Annotated in this window: 15 protein-coding genes and 2 pseudogenes; 7 read left to right on the top strand and 10 right to left on the bottom strand. The window is 64.9% G+C overall.

Features of this window, described 5'->3' with window-relative positions; translation table 11 throughout:
- Nucleotides 1–8: 8 nt before the first annotated feature.
- From QLQ83_RS07165 to QLQ83_RS07145, 5 genes are all read left to right on the top strand, one after another.
- On the top strand, nucleotides 9–863 hold the full coding sequence (locus QLQ83_RS07165; protein WP_411971117.1) for a thymidylate synthase: 855 nt from the start codon (nucleotides 9–11) through the stop codon (nucleotides 861–863).
- A gap of 14 nt (nucleotides 864–877) precedes the next feature.
- Nucleotides 878–1,396, top strand: a complete 519-nt coding sequence (locus QLQ83_RS07160; protein ID WP_282734829.1) for a dihydrofolate reductase — start codon at nucleotides 878–880, stop codon at nucleotides 1,394–1,396.
- Nucleotides 1,397–1,540: 144 nt separating this feature from the next.
- Complete coding sequence (locus QLQ83_RS07155) at nucleotides 1,541–2,635, top strand: ProQ/FINO family protein (RefSeq protein WP_282734828.1); 1,095 nt, start codon at nucleotides 1,541–1,543, stop codon at nucleotides 2,633–2,635.
- A gap of 410 nt (nucleotides 2,636–3,045) precedes the next feature.
- Nucleotides 3,046–4,182, top strand: coding sequence for a porin (locus tag QLQ83_RS07150; RefSeq protein WP_282734827.1), 1,137 nt, complete (start codon nucleotides 3,046–3,048; stop codon nucleotides 4,180–4,182).
- 109 nt (nucleotides 4,183–4,291) lie between these two features.
- Nucleotides 4,292–5,323 (top strand): hypothetical protein, encoded by a 1,032-nt coding sequence (locus tag QLQ83_RS07145; RefSeq protein ID WP_282734826.1) that lies wholly within the window; start codon nucleotides 4,292–4,294, stop codon nucleotides 5,321–5,323.
- An 84-nt stretch (nucleotides 5,324–5,407) separates the two neighbouring features.
- Here the strand turns inward: QLQ83_RS07145 and QLQ83_RS07140 are convergent, their stop codons facing one another.
- Together QLQ83_RS07140 and QLQ83_RS07135 are read right to left on the bottom strand one after the other, a co-directional pair.
- The gene (locus QLQ83_RS07140; protein WP_282734825.1) at nucleotides 5,408–5,626 is read right to left on the bottom strand and encodes a hypothetical protein; all 219 of its coding nucleotides are present in this window, start codon (nucleotides 5,624–5,626) and stop codon (nucleotides 5,408–5,410) included.
- Between the two features lie 264 nt (nucleotides 5,627–5,890).
- Nucleotides 5,891–7,090 (bottom strand): DcaP family trimeric outer membrane transporter, encoded by a 1,200-nt coding sequence (locus QLQ83_RS07135; protein WP_282734824.1) that lies wholly within the window; start codon nucleotides 7,088–7,090, stop codon nucleotides 5,891–5,893.
- A gap of 394 nt (nucleotides 7,091–7,484) precedes the next feature.
- On the opposite strand from QLQ83_RS07135, the gene fnr reads away from it, so the two are divergent.
- Entirely contained in the window at nucleotides 7,485–8,234 is a 750-nt protein-coding gene (gene fnr, locus QLQ83_RS07130; RefSeq protein WP_282734823.1) for a fumarate/nitrate reduction transcriptional regulator Fnr, read from the top strand.
- Between the two features lie 193 nt (nucleotides 8,235–8,427).
- Nucleotides 8,428–8,664: pseudogene (locus QLQ83_RS07125) on the top strand (TonB-dependent receptor plug domain-containing protein); the annotation flags it as partial.
- 261 nt (nucleotides 8,665–8,925) lie between these two features.
- Here the strand turns inward: QLQ83_RS07125 and ligD (QLQ83_RS07120) are convergent.
- The 8 genes and pseudogenes from ligD (QLQ83_RS07120) to QLQ83_RS07085 all read right to left on the bottom strand — a co-directional run bounded on the left by ligD (QLQ83_RS07120) (nucleotide 8,926) and on the right by QLQ83_RS07085 (nucleotide 16,440).
- Nucleotides 8,926–9,813: a non-homologous end-joining DNA ligase gene (ligD, locus tag QLQ83_RS07120; RefSeq protein ID WP_282734821.1), complete on the bottom strand. Its 888-nt coding sequence runs from the start codon at nucleotides 9,811–9,813 to the stop codon at nucleotides 8,926–8,928.
- Complete coding sequence (ligD, locus tag QLQ83_RS07115; protein ID WP_282734820.1) at nucleotides 9,810–10,811, bottom strand: non-homologous end-joining DNA ligase; 1,002 nt, start codon at nucleotides 10,809–10,811, stop codon at nucleotides 9,810–9,812. Before ligD (QLQ83_RS07115) ends, ligD (QLQ83_RS07120) begins: the two co-directional genes overlap by 4 nt.
- Nucleotides 10,804–11,385 carry a DNA polymerase ligase N-terminal domain-containing protein gene (locus tag QLQ83_RS07110; RefSeq protein WP_411971119.1) on the bottom strand — a complete coding sequence of 194 codons (582 nt, stop codon included), beginning with the start codon at nucleotides 11,383–11,385 and terminating at the stop codon, nucleotides 10,804–10,806. Before QLQ83_RS07110 ends, ligD (QLQ83_RS07115) begins: the two co-directional genes overlap by 8 nt.
- Before the next feature lie 77 nt (nucleotides 11,386–11,462).
- Nucleotides 11,463–11,702, bottom strand: a pseudogene (locus tag QLQ83_RS07105) (integrase core domain-containing protein); the annotation flags it as partial.
- A 70-nt stretch (nucleotides 11,703–11,772) separates the two neighbouring features.
- Nucleotides 11,773–13,380 carry a gamma-glutamyltransferase family protein gene (locus tag QLQ83_RS07100; protein ID WP_282734818.1) on the bottom strand — a complete coding sequence of 536 codons (1,608 nt, stop codon included), beginning with the start codon at nucleotides 13,378–13,380 and terminating at the stop codon, nucleotides 11,773–11,775.
- Between the two features lie 20 nt (nucleotides 13,381–13,400).
- Nucleotides 13,401–14,918, bottom strand: a complete 1,518-nt coding sequence (locus tag QLQ83_RS07095) for a tripartite tricarboxylate transporter permease (RefSeq protein WP_282734817.1) — start codon at nucleotides 14,916–14,918, stop codon at nucleotides 13,401–13,403.
- A gap of 14 nt (nucleotides 14,919–14,932) precedes the next feature.
- The gene (locus tag QLQ83_RS07090; RefSeq protein WP_282734816.1) at nucleotides 14,933–15,415 is read right to left on the bottom strand and encodes a tripartite tricarboxylate transporter TctB family protein; all 483 of its coding nucleotides are present in this window, start codon (nucleotides 15,413–15,415) and stop codon (nucleotides 14,933–14,935) included.
- A gap of 56 nt (nucleotides 15,416–15,471) precedes the next feature.
- Nucleotides 15,472–16,440: a Bug family tripartite tricarboxylate transporter substrate binding protein gene (locus QLQ83_RS07085; protein ID WP_282734815.1), complete on the bottom strand. Its 969-nt coding sequence runs from the start codon at nucleotides 16,438–16,440 to the stop codon at nucleotides 15,472–15,474.
- Nucleotides 16,441–16,444 lie beyond the last annotated feature (4 nt).

Below are 16,444 nucleotides of genomic sequence, written 5' to 3'. Positions count from 1 at the left end.
CATGTAGAATGATCCGCCCATTTACCAGCCATGATGCCGCCGTGAACGACAACTCGCTTCCCGCTCTCGAACAGCCCTACCTCGACCTGATGCGCCAGGTGCTCGACCGCGGCGTGGAGCGCGACGACCGCACCGGCGTCGGCACCCGCTCGCTGTTCGGTCACCAGATGCGCTTCGATCTCTCCCGCGGCTTTCCGCTGGTCACCACCAAGAAGCTGCACCTGCGCTCGATCATCCACGAGCTGCTGTGGTTCCTGGCCGGCGACACCAACATCGCCTACCTCAAGGCGAACGGGGTGCGCATCTGGGACGAGTGGGCCGACGACAACGGCGACCTCGGCCCGGTCTACGGCTACCAGTGGCGCAGCTGGCCCGATCCTCGCGGCGGCCACGTCGACCAGATCGCGAAACTCCTCGAGCAGATCCGCGAGAACCCGCGCTCGCGGCGGCTGATCGTCTCGGCCTGGAACCCGGCACTGGTGGACGAGATGGCCCTGCCGCCGTGCCACTGCCTGTTCCAGTTCTACGTGGCCGAGGGGCGGCTCTCCTGCCAGCTCTACCAGCGCAGCGCCGACATCTTCCTGGGCGTGCCCTTCAATATCGCCAGCTACGCGCTGCTGACGCAGATGATCGCCCGGGTCTCGGGGCTCGAACCCGGTGACTTCGTGCACACCCTGGGCGATGCCCACCTCTACCTGAACCACCTCGAGCAGGCCGAGGAGCAGCTCTCGCGCACGCCACGCGCGGCACCGCACCTGGTGCTCGACCCGAGCGTCACCGACCTCTTCGCCTTCCGCTATGAGCATATCGCCATCGAGGGCTACGACCCGCATCCCCATATCAAGGCCGAGGTGGCCGTATGAACGAGACTCCTGGCATGACAGACGAGACCCTCGTCCCCGTGGCCATGATCGCCGCCCTGGCTCACAACCGGGTGATCGGCGTGGACAACCAGCTGCCCTGGTACCTGCCGGAGGACCTGAAATTCTTCAAGCGCATGACCCAGGCCAAGCCGCTGGTGATGGGGCGCAAGACGTATCAGTCCATCGGCCGACCGCTGCCCGGACGGCTCAATATCGTGGTGACCCGCGACCCCGACTTCCATGCCGAGGGCGTGCGGGTCTGCCATGACCTCGCCTCCGCGTTGCGGCTCGCCGACCAGCAGGCCACCATCGACGGCGTCGAGGAGATCATGGTGATGGGTGGCGCGCAGATCTACGCCCAGGCGCTGCCCTTCGCCAGCCGGCTCTATCTCACCGAGGTCGATATCGAGGTGGAGGGCGAGGCCCGCTTCCCCGAACTGGACATGGCCGAGTGGGAGGAGGTGCAGCGCGTGCCCGGTGAGCCCGCCGAGGGCCAGCCGGCCTACCATTTCGTGCAGTACCGTCGATGTTAAGGGCAGCGACGTTGATGCCGTCGCCGGCCGGCGACATTTGTCACCACGCCACGCCTGGCACAGACTGAGCAGCAGGTGCCGTGGCCGGACACAGTCGGCCGCGGCCCGAGGAGTCACCGGGAAGGCGCATTGGAGGGCCTGGATGTGATCGAGGAACGCTCAACCCGCCTGCTGGAACAGCTGGAGCGACGCGCCGCGGCACTGCTGGGCGTATTGCGGGAATCCCGCGTCCAGCAGGATGCCCTGCACACCCGGCTGGCCGAGCTGGAACGCCGTCGCGTCGAACTGGAGGCGAGCAATGCCGAGCTGGCCGCCGAGGCCCGCGAGGAGCAGGCCGGCCGGGAGGCCCTGGTGCATCGCTGCGGCGAGTTGGAGGCGCGTCTCGCCGAGCTGGAGGCGACCCGCCTGGAGCTCGCCGAGGAGAACCGCGAGCTCGACGAGCAGAACCGCGAACTCGAGGCGCACAACCGTCGCCTGCTGGAGCGCGAACCCGCCGAGGCTCCGGCATCGCTCTTCCACCGCCAGGCGCGCCGCGCCCAGGGGCTCTCCGCGCTGATCGGTCATCGCCCCCGGCAGCCTGACGCCGGCGAGGCCGCTGGCGAGCCCCCCCCCACCCCGGAGGTGGCCACCCCGTCGGCGCCGGCACCGGTACCTGCCCCCGCCGAGCCCGCCGCTGATTCCAAGGCCCCGGCCGAGACGCCCCCCGAGGAGGCACCATCCCCCCAGGCGCTGCTCGACCAGTGGTACCAGCGCTACTCCTCGACCTTCTTCAAGGGCCACACCCGGCCACTCAAGGTCGGCATCCACGAGGAGCTGACCGCGCGCGAGCCCTGGCCCGAGAAGCTGGTGCGCCGGGCGCTGGCCTGCTACGTCAACCTGCCGCGCTACCTCAAGTCGGTGCGCGAGGGCGCCGAGCGGCTCGACCTGGCCGGGGAGCCCGCCGGGCGGGTGGATGCCGCGGCCGCCGAGCATGCCCACAAGAAGCTCGAGCGGCTGCAGGCCGACCGCCGGCACAAGGGCCGCCCGGCCAGGCAGCGGGGGAAGAAGGGGGATGCCGCCAAGGGCGGCAAGCCCTCCGCCGATGCGACCCGCCATGACGCGGCCGAGGCGGCCGCCCCCTCCTCGAACCGGGCGCCCGCCGCGGCCGAAGGTGCCGGGCATGGCGCCGCCCCGGGCAAGGAGCCCGCCACCCTGGAAGAGAAGCTCTCCGCCCTGCTCGCCAAGCACAACCAGCGTTGATCCGCTGACTTGCTCTCGTCATATTCGCAGGGCATGATGAACCCGCTCATCGCGCCAGGTACCTGATTCGCATGCCGGATCGCCGTGGCTGGTGGAACGGGTACCGGGCTCGCCGGGATGGCGCCCGAATCGCAAGGGCAGGGGGACGCGCCGGGACAGGGTAGGGCGCAGCGAAGGAAAACAGTGTTTTTTTCTTGTTGCGTTCCCGTATATCCCGGTATAGAGTTCCTCTTGCGAGCATTGGACTATAACAAGGCTTTGCCGAGGTCTGGCTCGCGACCTGCCACCTCCCGGGAGGGAGCCCGCAGGCACGAGAACCGGCACCAAGACCGGCCAAGCCCGCTGACCCGCTCACCAAGAACGGGCAGCCACGATCGAAACAGCAAGCTAGTCAATAAGGAACTATCGCAATGAAAAAGACACTGTTAGCGACTGCTATCGCCGGTGCCCTGGCCGCTTCCGGCGCCCAGGCCGCCACCGTCTACAACGAGGACGGCACCAAGCTGGACCTCTACGGCAACATCCAGATTGCCTACTACAACACCAACAATGCCGAGGGTGAGTCCCAGGACGCCGTGGCCGACAACGGTTCCACCATCGGCTTCTCCGGCGAGCACGTGATCAGCCAGGGCCTGGCCGGCTACTTCAAGGCCGAGCTCGAGCATGACGCCGACGAGGCCAAGACCGCCGGCGGCCTGGATACCGGTGACCAGGCTTACCTGGGCCTGAAGGGCAACTTCGGTGACGTTCGCCTGGGTTCCTGGGATCCGCTGATTGATGACTGGATCCAGGATCCGATCACCAACAACGAGTTCTTCGACGTTACCGATTCCAGCAGCCGCATCGTGGGCATCGAGAGCCGTGAAGGCGACAAGCTGCAGTACCTCTCCCCGTCGCTCAGCGGCTTCCAGTTCGGCGTGGGGACCCAGTACGAGGGCGACGCCGAGTTCGAAACCGGCTCCGTCAACGCTACCACTGCAGACGGCGGCAACGTCGATGTCTTCGACGCCGAGAGCAGCGACGCTTCCTTCTTCGCTGGCGTGAAGTATACCGCCGGCGCCTTCTCCATCGCGGCCGTCTACGACGACTTGGGCAACAACGATGGTGAATTCAGCGGCACAGACGGCGATGGCAACGCCATTGGCGGCGATTTCGACGCAGGCGACCAGTACGGCATCACTGGCCAGTACACCATGGACACCCTGCGTGTCGCCCTGAAGCTGGAGCGCTTCGAGTCCGACAGCGACCTGCTGGCCGACACCAACTACTATGGCCTGGGTGCCCGCTACGGCTACGGCATGGGCGACATCTACGCGGCTTACCAGTATGTCGACGTGGGTGGTGGCAATTTCCTCGATACCGCCGACGATGCCTTCACCAGCGGTGACTGGCCGAACGAGCGCGAGGACGAGAGCTACAACGAGGTCGTCCTGGGTGCCAACTACAACATCTCCGATGCCATGTACACCTTCATCGAGGGTGCCTGGTACGATCGCGAGAACGACGAGAACGACGGCGTCGCCGTTGGTGCGGTCTACCTGTTCTAAACTCCTTGGTCGCAGGGTCTGACCCTGCCCCGACGGGTTTCGAGACCGAAAGCCGATCCTCCGGGGTCGGCTTTTTTCATTGGGCGTAAACGCATCCAGGTGAGATTTCATGAAACAGCAGAAGATGACCACCGGCCTGCTGGCACTTTGCATGGCGTTCTCCTCGGCGCCGCTATGGGCCGATAGTGCCATGGAGCAGCGCTTCCGGGAGGAGGGTAAACAGCTCGACCTGACTCGCTTCCTGAAGTCCGATAATGACGCCCGTAGCCGCAGCTTTCTCTATGGGAGCGTGCACGAGCACGACTTCACCGTGAAGGAGGCCGGCACCTACCGCTTCGAGAGCAGCGTGCCGGGGGGCGAGTCCGACAGCTACCGGGTCGAGGCGGTGCTGCTCGACGGCGAGGGCAGGGTGGTGGCCCGCGGCGAGGGGCTGGGCGAGAGCGGCGGCCTGGCGCTGCGCCAGCGCCTGGAGCCAGGCGACTATGTGCTCCAGGTGCAGGGCAACAAGTTCGGCAGCGTGCGCCGCGACGGCAACAGCTTCTATATCACCGTGACTGGCCTGGACGTGGAGGACGACGTGTCATCCGGCGACGGTATCGCCTTCATCGGTAACCGCCGCGAGGGGGGGCGTACCGCCTTCGTGCGCCGCTCCGATGCCGTGGCCGCGGTGGCTGCGCCTTCTGCCGCGACCGGCCAGGCAGAGCGCAGCCAGCCCGTCGCATCAACCAGCGAAACCACTACCGCGACAGTGGCGGAGAGCGAAGGTAGCGTTGCCCGGCGCGAGCCTGCCGCCGCCGATGCCGAGCCATCCAAGGGCTTCGAGGAGATCGTCACCGACGTGAAGATCCGCGCCCGTGGTGAGGTGCTGACCTTCGAGGTGCTGGAGGCAGGCACCGTGGCCATCACCACGGCGACCTTCCCCGGCAACGAGGGCACCTACCGCATCGAGGCCGAGGTACTGGACGAGCAGGGCCGCGTGGTCGCCCAGGATGCGGGTGAGGGGTTCGACGGCGATGTGGACCTGCGCACCGAACTGGAGCCCGGCCGCTATCGCGTCCGAGTGCAGGGCCAGAAGTTCGCGGGTTCGGGCTCCGGGGTCAATAACTACGAACTCAAGGTGCGGCAGCTGGATCGTCGGTAACCTTTCCAGTGCCGCGATACGGCGAGGCCCCGGTGCGAATGCACCGGGGCCTCTCGTCGTCAGGCCTCAGTTGCATGAGGGCCGTCAGGAATCCTGCTCGTCGATGATCATCTGGATCATTTCCTCGAGTTCCTCGACCTTCTCCTCGAGTGCCTTGACCTTGCCTTCATCCTCGACGGCCTTGACGTAGTTGTCGTTGATCTTGGCCATATGCTTCTCGATGGCTTCGGAATCCATGGCCAGGGCAGAGCCGGCCATCATCAGGCTGGTAAGCAGGCCGGCAATGAGCAGCTTCATCTTCATGGTGTACCTCATTGTGTTGTGTGGGTGGGAGGGACCTGCCGTCAGGTCCTGCTGCTTGGTGTCACTGATCTGGCCAGGCTTACAGGGCGACCATGGTGCTGTGCATTTTTCCGTGCACTGTTGCCACGAGGAAGTCGACGGCATTGTCGCCCGAACGAAAAAGCCCCGGCCGAATGGCCGGGGCGCAAGGATCGAATATGCAGTTGCTTGTACTCTAAAGAACTATCGCAATGATGGCGGGGCCTGCCCCGCCATCGGTTCGGCTTAGAAGCTGTACATCGCCATGCCCTGGATGCGCATGGCGTCACCCTCGTCACCACCACTGGTCTCGCGGCCGACCCAGCTGGTCTCGATGCCGTAGCTGATACGCTCTGCCGGTGACCAGATATAGTTCAGGTGCACGGTTTCGAAAGTATCGTTGCCATCGATCTCTTCATCGTCCAGGTCGACAGTAGAGATGCTGTAGGCAGCGTTGATGGCACCTGGGCCGGCCTTGAGGCTGGCGCCGAAGGTGCCGCCGGTGGCCTCGATGGCCTCGAGCTCGCCGTCACTGTTGACGTAGGCGGGAGAAGGCATCGGGCTGACGTTCTGGTAATCGCCCAGGCCCTCACCGTGGATCACACCGCCGCGCAAGGTCAGCGCCTCGGTCACGTCCATGGCGGCTTCAAGGGTGATCCCCCAGCCGGTAGCGGTGTCGTCGCTCCAATTGGCCGGTGCATTGGCCTGACCGTCTGCATCGTACTCGAGCTGGCGCAGCACGCCGGAGGCGGAGTACTTGAAGGGGCCAGAGGTATCGGTATAGCGGGCGATCAGGTCGGGCAATTTGCTCTTCGCCGCATCACCGCCAGCTACTTCCTCGGCGATTACAGTGTCATTAAACTCTACGTCGCGTACGAAGTTGTAGTCGGCATCAACGACACCACCCAGTGCATCCGGTTCCTCGAGGGAGACGGCAAAGTTGCCGGTGGTATAGCGCAGCTGGGCCTGGCGGGCCTGGTTGCCGGTGCCGTGGGTGCCGGTGAAATCGATGGTCGGGGTGCCGGCGACGAAGCCATAGAGGTTGGTCCAGGTCTGGCCGGCCAGGATGCCGTTCCAGGAGCCAAAGGCATGGCGCAGGCGCAGCTCGCCGCCGCCGCTGCCGTAGAAGTCACCCTCGATCTGGGTCACCAGGTCGCTGCCGGCGACCGGAGTGCTGGTCTTGAAACCGATACGGCTCTGGTAGGCATGCAGCGTGGTATGGCCATCGGAGCCATCGGCATCATCCAGACGGATGTTCTCATGCACAAGGGAATTACCCAGTTCGGCATCCACATCGTAGATCATGTCCAGCTTGGCGTAGCCATAGACGCTGGCGGTGGTGTCGCCCACCTCGAAATCGACGGCATGGGAAGCGCTGGCAACGGCGAGGGCCAAGGCGCTGGCGGAGAAGATGGCGGTTTGCTTGAAGCGGTTTTGAATTGTCACTTGCGGTTCCTTTCGATGCGTGACTGCCCCCTGCAGAAGGGCAGATCGTTTATTGTAGTGACCTTGACGTCAACGTAACTTGTACGCATGGCGAAGATACGTTCGGCGCCAGGGCTCAACATAACGGCCGCGTCCGGGGCTGACAATCGACTAAGCCAGACTTACGACAAAAGGATGAGGAATCTTTCTGTAAGGTTCGTAGGCATCATTCTCCCTGGCAGCCTGGTTGGGACCCATGTGTCTTTGCGCCATGGCGGTTGGCGCAGGATCGGTAAGCCGGCATTTTGCATCACAGCTTCCTGAACTACGCTTGACCGATACCAAGGCAACTTCGGTGCCGCGGAGGGGGCCCGAGCCTTGAACGACTCGAACGTCAAGGAACAGGGAGTTCACCATGACCCACCATACCCCTGGCCATGCGGCAACGCCGTCAGGCCAGGTGTCGCGCTGTCAGGGCTGCAGCCTCTGCGCGCACTGCCTGCCGCTGGGACTCGCTCCTGACGATCTGGAGCAGTTTGACGCCATCATCCGCCGCCCCCGGCCGCTAAAGCGGGGGGCGCTGCTGGTGCGCGAGGGGGACCCCTTCACCAGCCTCTACGTGGTGCGCTCGGGCAGCTTCAAGCAGGTGGTGGCGGACACGGGGTATCGCGAGAACGTGACCCATTTCCTGCTGCCCAGCGAGGTGGCAGGGCTGGACGCGGTCGGAGAGGCGCTCCACCCGACCAGCGTGGTGGCGCTGGAGAGCAGCTTCGTCTGCGAACTGCCGTTCGCCTCGCTTGAGGCGCTGAGTGACCGGCTGCCGGCCCTGCGCGGGGCGCTCTACCGCTGCATGAGCCAGGAACTCCATCGTGACCAGCGCCTGCACTGCCTGCTCTCTTTCGCCACCGCGGAGCGGCGCATGGCGAGCTTCCTGCTCGGCATGTCAGAGCGCCATGCCGCGCGGGGCTACTCCCCCTATGGCTTCCAGCTGGCCATGTCGCGGGCCGACATCGGCAGCTTCCTGGGGCTGGCGCTGGAGACCGTCAGCCGGCTGATGAGCCGCTTCCAGCGGCATGGCCTGCTCGCGGTCAGGGGGCGCGAGGTGACGCTGCTGGACCTGCCGGCCCTGGAAGCCCTGGCCGAGCAGGGCGAGACCCGCCGCTGAGCGAGGGAGCCCGCCTCCGCGCGTTGGTTACCAGGCATGGCTACTGAGACAAGGTGGCTCGCCATGTCGGCGATGCTCCCCATGCCGTATCCTGACCTATTCCTGGTCATTTCACCCCGGCTTAATATTCCCTTACCTTATAAACTGATTCGAAAAAGCACGGGACCATGACCACACCGATCCTTCGTCGCCTGCCGGCGACTGGCTGCGCCGGATCAACGGCATCGAGGCGTTACGCATGGGCGGTCACGGCCTCGATCCGGTGATTCGCGGCCAGCAGGGCAATGCGCTGAATATCCTGGTGGATGGGGGGTATGTCTTCGGCGGCTGTCCCAACCGTATGGACCCACCCACCGCCTATGTGCCGCTGCACTGCTTCGACCGGGTGACGGTGGGCAATCCTGGTCTCAACCCCGAGGTGCACCATTAGCTGGACCTGAGGCTGGAGCGGCGTCTGGCCAGTGGTAGCCTCGAGGTAGCGGCCGTCGCCGACTGTGCGTCGACGACTATGTCTTTCGCGAGTGTTGGATGGCGTCAGTGTCTACCGCAATGTCGACGTCACCCTCTATAGGTCTGGAGCTTTCGGGCGACCTGCGCTGGGCCCACCATTGGGAGACGCGCGGCCAGCTCTCACTATTCCATGTGCGCGAGGGCTGGGAAGCCTGAGGCCGGCCACCCACCCCGCTTCTCCTCAGCTGACAGCCTCCGCCAACCGCTTCGCCCCGATGCGTCGGCGCTTGAAGTGTCGCCAGGGATCCTCGATCTGGCCGAGGCGCTGGAAGACGTTCTTCAGGGTATAGCGGTCCGGCAGGAGATCGCCGTCTTCCAGCTCGTCTGCGCGGATCGGCATCGCGACCGGGGCGCCTTCCCTGGCGCGCACCGAATAGGGCAGGACCGCCGTCTGCCCGTAGTCGTTGCGCAGCACGTCGATGAAGACCCTGTCGCCCCGCTTGTCCTTACGCTGTTCCAGCGTGGTTTCCGCGGGCATCTCGTCGTGCAGCTTGCGGGCGAGGGCCTTGGCCCAACCCTTGACCGTGCTGAAGTCCCGTTCGGGGCGAATCGGAATATGGGCGTGAAACCCCCTCGAGCCCGTCGTCTTCCAGAAGGCGTTAAGCGCCAAGGAATCAAGCAACTCGCAGAATCCCAGGGCCACCCTCCGCACCTTGTCGAAATCGTCGTCGGACGGATCGAAGTCGACAATGAGCTGGTCAGGCTTCTCGAGGTCCGCCTCCGTCGAGAGTGCCGCGTGGATCTCGATCACGTTTTGCCCGGCGAAGTACACCAGGTCCGCCGCCTCGTCGGCACTGGACATGAGCGCGGCCTCTCTACCGGCGTCGCGGGTGGGCACCTCGATACGCCTGATGAAGTCCGGAAAATGGTCGGGCGCATGCTTATTGAAGAATCCCTCCTCGCCGATGCCTTCCGGAAACGCACGCAGCGTCAGCGGGCGTCCCTTTGCATAAAGCAACAACCGCTGCGCGATTCGCGCGTAATAATCGGCGAGCTCACGCTTGGTGATGCCCGTGTCGGGGAACAGCACCTTGTCGTGATGTGATATCTCGATCTCGTTGGGTTTCATTGGGCGCTCTCCCTCCTGACCTCCTGGGGATCCTTGTCGTCGCGCAGGCCGAGGAAGCGCGGATGCCGGAGACAGCCATCCTGCGTCCATTCCGTGAAGCCCACCTCGCCGACGAACCTTGGCTCGATCCAGTGGATGTCAGCGTCCTCCTCCATGTCATCGGCATAGGGCGACGTATCGCGCTCCTCGCGCTGCATCGTCTTGTGAAAGGATGTCAGAAACGCATCGTCGAAGCCGGTGCCCACGCGGCCCGCGTAGCGAAGCTCGCCATCCTCGTAGTAACCGAGCAGCAGCGCGCCGAAGCCGACCCGCTCGCCTTTCGGCTCCGTGTAGCCGGCGATCACCATTTCCTGGCGGTGGCCGCACTTGAACTTCAACCACTGCCTGGAGCGCCTGTGCACGTAGGAGGACCGGGCATCCTTCGCGATCAGGCCTTCCCAGCCCTTCTTCGATGCCTCCTTGAGATAGGCCTCTCCCTCCGCGTTACGGTACGGCAGAACGCGCAGGGGCGACGCCCACTCGAACGCCCTTCGCAGGACCTTCTTGCGTTCCCGCAGGGGGAGGTCGGTCAGGTCGTAGCCGTCTAGGTAGAGGATATCGAAGGCGTAGGCGTAGACCGGGCATTCCCTGAGGATGTCGTCACCGGGCGCCTTTCTGTGGATGCGCTTCTGCAGTCGCTTGAAACTGGTCACCTTCCCGTCGAAGGTCACGATTTCCGAATCGAGGATGCAACTCCCGTCGAGGCTGCCCACCGCTTCCGCGATCTCGGGGTAAGTACTGTTTTTCTTCTTCTCGTTCCGGGAGTAGAGCGTCACTGTGCGCCCCTTCTTGTGCAGTAGGCAGCGCTCGCCGTCGAGCTTGCGCTCGTAGATCCAGTCGGGGTCGGAAAAAGGCTCGTGCACCAGCGTCGCCTTCATCGGCTCGACGAAGCCGGGCTGCGGTGCCCTCTTCAGCTTCGAGCGCGCTTCCGCCGGAAGGGCTGCCAGGGCATCATGCATCCTTACCCTCCTCCGCTTCGATTTCCTCCAGGGAGCGGCCCGTCTTGACCGAGTTCGGCTCGGTGCTCGTCGGCTTTCGGCGTGCGTCGGCGTGCTCGTCGTCCAGTTTGAAGATCACCCACTGCTCCTTTCCATCGCGCTTTCCTGTGCGCGCCATGGCGAAGCCGCCCTTGAGTTTCTTGCCGTGGAGCTCGAACTTGAGCGAACCGCCCTCGCGCGCGTCTTCCATGCTCTTCTCGTCTTCGTCGAGGATCGGCGCGTAGGTTCCCTGATCCCAGACCATGACCGTGCCGGCCCCGTATTCGCCCTCGGGAATCACGCCCTCGAAGTCGGCGTAGTCGAGCGGGTGGTCCTCCACCCGGATCGCCAGTCGCTTGTCATTGGCTTCGGTGGAGAGCCCCTTCGGCACGGCCCAGGAGGCCAGGACATCGCCGATGCGAAGGCGAAAGTCGTAGTGCAGCTGGCTGGCGTCGTGCTTGTGGATGACGAAGATGCGTTTCCTGCCCACGTTGTCCTCCTCGCCGGTGGGTGCCGGACGCTTTCGGAAGTCCCGTATGTCGTTATACTCCTCCAACTGAGCGTTGGCGTTCCCCGAGTCAGCGGACGTTGCGCGGTTTCGGACGTAGGCTGCCGCCTGTAGTCGCTTGAAGCGGAGGGACTGGCATAGCCAATCGCCGAGTGTCGGCGATGTGGGTTGTGCCATCCCTCGATGAACGCGAAGACCGTCCGCTTCGCCTCCGCCGGCGTGGCGAACCGTTTCCTGTCGAGCAACTCGCATTCCAGAGTGGCAAAGACGCTCTCGGCCATCGAGTCATCGTAACAATCCCCGACAGACCCCATCGAGGGCCGAACACCGGCCTTCCGGCAGCGCTCACCGAAGGCGATGGAGGAGCATCTCCTTGCCATCGTGATTGCTTGGCCGGCCGTGAAGCGCCTTCCAGCCGGCTGCCTGCCCGGGGAGTTACCAGGGCAGTACCGCGGCGTCGGTGCGGGGCTCGGTGCCCCCGCACAGCACGCCGGTTTCCGCGTCGCGCACAATGATCTGCCCACGACCGAAACTCACGGAATCCGCCAGCTTGACGATGTGATGACCGCGTCGTGCAAGCGCCTGGGCCAGGTGGTCGGGGAAGTGGGGCTCGACCTCGACGGTGCGTCCTTTCGTCCACTTCCAGCGTGGCATGTCCAGCGCGGCCTGCGGGTTAAGGGCGTCGTCGAGCATGCCGGTGATCACCTGGACGTGGCCCTGGGGTTGCATGAAGCCCCCCATGACGCCGAACGGACCGACGGCCTGGCCGTTGCGGGTGATGAAGCCGGGAATGATGGTGTGATAGGTGCGCTTGCCGGGGGCCAGGGCGTTGGCGTGACTCTCATCTAGCTTGAACGACCAGCCGCGGTTCTGGAGGCTGATGCCCGTGCCGGGGATCACGATGCCGGAGCCGAAGCCTTTGAAGTTGCTCTGGATGAAGGAGACCATGTTGCCCTCCGCGTCCGCCGTGGCGAGATAGACGGTGCCGCCGGTGATGGGGTTGCCATGCACCGGATCCAGCGCCTGCTCGCCGATCATGGCGGCACGCCCCTTGAGATACGGGTCGGCCAGCATCTGCTCGACGCTCGGCCGCATGGCATCACCGTCGGTGATGTGGTGCAGCCCGTCCACATAGGCCAGTTTGGTGGCTTCGATGCGTCGATGGAGTGTCTCGACCGGATCCCGTGCTTCTTCACCGAGGTGTTCCAGCATGCCGAGGGCCTGAAGGGCGATCAGGCCACAGCCGTTGGGCGGGATTTCCCAGATCTCGTGATCGCGGTAGCGGGTGCTGATCGGTTCCACCCACTCCGGTGTGAAGGCGGCGAGATCCTCGCGGCGCAGCAGTCCGCCGTGCTCTCGGAAGAAGGCATCGATGCGGTCGGCCAGCTCGCCGTCATAGAAGGCTCGGGCGCGGGTCTCAGCGATCAGGCGCAGGCTGTGCGCATGATCCGGGGAGGACCACATCTCGCCGGGGCGTGGCGCATGGCCTCCTGGCGCGAAGGTCCCGAACCAGGGCTGGAAGGCCTCGTCATCGTAGCGGCTATAGGTATCGAAGGCCTCCTCCCACAGCTGATTGATCAACGGCGAGACCGGGAAGCCTTCCTCTGCCAGGGTAATGGCCGGGGCCAGCAGGTCGGCGAAGGGCAGTCGACCGAAGCGCTCGGACAGCGTGGCCCAGGCGGCAGGGGCGCCGGGAACGGTCACGGGAATCAGGCCGTGCTCGGGCACCGCCTCGTGACCCAGTGCCTTGACGGCCTCGATGGTGGCAGCCTGTGGCGCAGGGCCACTGGCGTTCAGGCCATGCAGCTCACCATTCATCCAGACGATGGCAAAGGCGTCGCTGCCCAGCCCGTTGGAGGTTGGCTCCACCACGGTGAGCGCCGCGGCGGTGGCGATGGCTGCATCCACGGCATTGCCCCCCTGGCGCAGGATCTGCATGCCCGCCTCGGCGCCGAGGGCCTGTGAGGTGGCGACCATGCCGCGGCGGCCGAACGTCGTCATGCGACGGGAGGGACTGGGGTAATAACGCGCATCGAATTGCATACGGGGTTCCTCTGTGGATGTCAGGCGTTGCGGGACGTGGCCCCATCGGCCTGAAGGCGCTGAATCTTGCGGTTCTGGTAGAGCGAGAAGATCACGGAAGCGACGGCCAGGGCCAGGAAGAGGGCCGAGAGCGGTCGCGTCAGGAAGGTCAGCCAGCTGCTCTCGAGTTCCAGGGCGCGGAACAGCTGACGTTCCAGGTTGTTACCCAGCACCACGCCGAGGATCAGCGGGGTCAGGGGCACCGAGGCCTTCCAGAGCAGGTAGCCGAGGATCCCGAAGGCGAACAGTACCCAGACGTCAAACAGGTTGTTGTTGAGGGCATAGGAGCCGATGGCGCACAGCATCAGCACGACCGGTACCAGGACCTGCTGGGGGATCAGCGAGATCTTGGCGAACCAGCGCACCAGCAGCAGCTGACACAGCACCATGACCACCGCGCCGATCATCAGGCTGGCGTAGATGGCCCCCACCAGCACCGGGTTCTGCTCGAACATGAGCGGCCCGGGCGTGATGCCGTGGAGGATGAGCACGCCCATCATGATGGCCATGGGCAGGTCGCCGGGGATGCCCAGCGCCAGGGTCGGCACGAAGGCCCCGCCCGCCACGGCGCTGTTGGAGGCTTCGGAGGCCACGATGCCGTCCGGTATGCCCGTGCCGAAGCGCTCGGGGTGGCGCGAGAACTTCTTGGCCTGGTCGTAGCTGACGAAGTTGGCCACGGTGCCGCCGGTACCCGGCAGGGCGCCGATCAGGCTGCCGATCAGCGACGAACGTAGCGTGTTGAGCTTCTGGCCGGCCATGTCACGCAGGATCAGGGTATAGGGTATGGCGACGTTGGTATTGGCGCCCTTGGCGGATTGCGGGTCATCACGCAGTTTCTCCAGGTTCCCCATCAGCTGGGAGAAGGCAAAGATACCGATCATCACCGGCAGCATCTCGAACCCGGCGCCGAGGGCATCGAAACCGAAGTCGAAGCGCAGGTTGCTGTTGCGGTCATAGCCCACGGTGGTGATCAGCAGGCCAAGGGCGGCGGCCAGCAGACCCTTGAGCAGGGCACCATGCGAGAGCCCGGCGACCAGCGTCAGGGCAAAGATGATCAATGCCGTGATCTCCCAGGGCCGGAAGTTCATGCTGAAACTGGCCAGCAGGGGACCGAAATAGACCAGCACGGCCACGCTGATCAGGGTGCCGATGAACGAGGCGGCGACGCCGATGCCGAGTGCGCGCCCGGGTTCCCCGCGCTGGGCCATGGGGTAGCCGTCATAGACGGTGGTGATGGAGGAGGGCGTGCCGGGGATTCCCAGCATCACGCCGGACACGATACCGCCCGAGTACCCTCCGACAAACACACCGACCATCAGCGAAACGCCACTGACGGGATCCATGGCAAAGGTGAAGGGGAACACCACCAGGATGGCCATGGTCACGGTGAAGCCGGGTATGCTGCCGCCGATGATGCCGAACAGCACGCCTATCAGGATCAGCAGCAGCACCGACGGCGTGCCGACCTGAGCAAGCGCTTGTAGAAAGAAGTCAGCCATGGGTCACTCCATCGTCAGGGTAGCCAGACGTTGAGGACGAAACGAAAGATCACGTAGACCAGCGGGGCTAGCGTGCACGAGACCGTCAGGTTGATGATCCACTTGCGGCGCGTATCGATACCGAGCAGCAGGGCCAGCGATGTCACCAGGAACGCCAGCGTGGCGGGCAGGTAGCCGATCAGTGGCAGCAGCAGGGCATAGAGTCCGAACAGGCCGAACAGTGACAGCACGGTACCGTTATGCCGGATCCAGGCCGCCAGGGAGCGACGTGGCCGGTCCGGTTCGTCCTTGCGATCAGCGGGGGAGACGAAAAAAGTGCGCAGCAACAGCAGCAGGGACAGGACGGCGATGATGCCCAGCAGGATCTGCGGAAAAAGGGCCGAACCATAGGGTTGCCAGCTGGTAGGCGGAGCGATGTTTCGGGTCTCTGCCAGCAGGATGCCGGTGAGGGCCAGCATGGCAAGTGCCAGGGCGCGGTCCTTGGTCAAGGTCAGCATGGTCTTGCTCTCCGTGCTTGCCCCGGAGACCTGGGTCTCCGGGGGCTCGCCGCGTCTCAGTTCTGGAAGTCGATGTCTTCGGCAGCGGCGGTGAGGGCCGCCTCATTCTCCTCCAGGAAGGCCTGGTACTCCTCCCCGGGCAGATAGCGCACCACCGAGCCGAAATCGTTCTCGATGCGACCGCGTACCTCGTCATCTTCCAGTGCCTTGCCGTAGGCGTCCGCCAGGGTGTCGAGGATCTCCTGCGGGGTGCCCTTGGGGGCGAACAGGCCACGGCTGGTGGAGTGGTCCATCTCGATCCCCTGCTCGCGCAGCGTCGCGACATCGGGCAGGCTGTCGAGCCGCTCGGGGTGCGCCACGCCCAGCGGGGTGAAGCTGCCGTCCTCGAAGAAGGCCCCGGCGGAAGGCAGGTTGAACATCGCGAAGTCGATCTCTTCGGCGAGCAGGGCGGAGACCTGTTCGCCGGTATCGGGATAGCCGACCAGGCGCACGTCGGCCATGTCGATGCCGGCGGCTTCGAAGAACTGGACCCAGAAGAAGTGGTCCGTGGAGCTCGGGATCATGCTGAAGCGAACTTCACCCGGGTTCTCGCTGACGTAGTCGGCGATCTCCTCGGCGCTCTTGACGGGATGGTTGGCGTGGGCAACCGGCAGGTTGATGGTCTGGGTCAGCAGGGTGATGGGCTCGAAGGCATCGTAGGAGTAGTCCACGGTGCCGGCCAGCTTGGAGAGCGCGATGGTGTCATGGCTGCCCAGCAGGGTGTAGCCATCGGGATCGGCATCCTTGACGTTGCGTGAACCGAGCGTTGCGCCGGCGCCGGCCATGTTCACCGGCACCACCGATTCGCCCAGGTGCTCCTCGGCCTCCTTCGAGATAAGCCGGAAGATGATGTCGGTGGCGCCGCCCGGGCCGTAGGGGATGATCAGGCGGATATCCTTCTCGGGATACTCGGCCTGGGCGTTGCCGGCGATGGCAATGCTCAGGCCAAGGGTGGCAATGATGGGAGTCAGCTTGTTGCGCATCATGGTG

Origin of the sequence: Halomonas rhizosphaerae (assembly GCF_030010555.1) — a bacterium.
GTDB lineage: Bacteria > Pseudomonadota > Gammaproteobacteria > Pseudomonadales > Halomonadaceae > Halomonas > Halomonas rhizosphaerae.
Note: the sequence above shows the minus strand (reverse complement) of the source record. Positions and strands in the feature narration are given on the sequence as shown.

Coding starts and splice junctions, on each gene's coding strand:
- QLQ83_RS07165 (WP_411971117.1), top strand. CDS start 9: ATGATCCGCCCATTTACCAGCCATGATGCCGCCGTGAACGACAACTCG.
- QLQ83_RS07160 (WP_282734829.1), top strand. CDS start 878: ATGACAGACGAGACCCTCGTCCCCGTGGCCATGATCGCCGCCCTGGCT.
- QLQ83_RS07150 (WP_282734827.1), top strand. CDS start 3,046: ATGAAAAAGACACTGTTAGCGACTGCTATCGCCGGTGCCCTGGCCGCT.
- QLQ83_RS07145 (WP_282734826.1), top strand. CDS start 4,292: ATGAAACAGCAGAAGATGACCACCGGCCTGCTGGCACTTTGCATGGCG.
- QLQ83_RS07140 (WP_282734825.1), bottom strand. CDS start 5,626: ATGAAGATGAAGCTGCTCATTGCCGGCCTGCTTACCAGCCTGATGATG.
- fnr (WP_282734823.1), top strand. CDS start 7,485: ATGACCCACCATACCCCTGGCCATGCGGCAACGCCGTCAGGCCAGGTG.
- ligD (WP_282734821.1), bottom strand. CDS start 9,813: ATGAAACCCAACGAGATCGAGATATCACATCACGACAAGGTGCTGTTC.
- ligD (WP_282734820.1), bottom strand. CDS start 10,811: ATGCATGATGCCCTGGCAGCCCTTCCGGCGGAAGCGCGCTCGAAGCTG.
- QLQ83_RS07100 (WP_282734818.1), bottom strand. CDS start 13,380: ATGCAATTCGATGCGCGTTATTACCCCAGTCCCTCCCGTCGCATGACG.
- QLQ83_RS07095 (WP_282734817.1), bottom strand. CDS start 14,918: ATGGCTGACTTCTTTCTACAAGCGCTTGCTCAGGTCGGCACGCCGTCG.
- QLQ83_RS07090 (WP_282734816.1), bottom strand. CDS start 15,415: ATGCTGACCTTGACCAAGGACCGCGCCCTGGCACTTGCCATGCTGGCC.
- QLQ83_RS07085 (WP_282734815.1), bottom strand. CDS start 16,440: ATGATGCGCAACAAGCTGACTCCCATCATTGCCACCCTTGGCCTGAGC.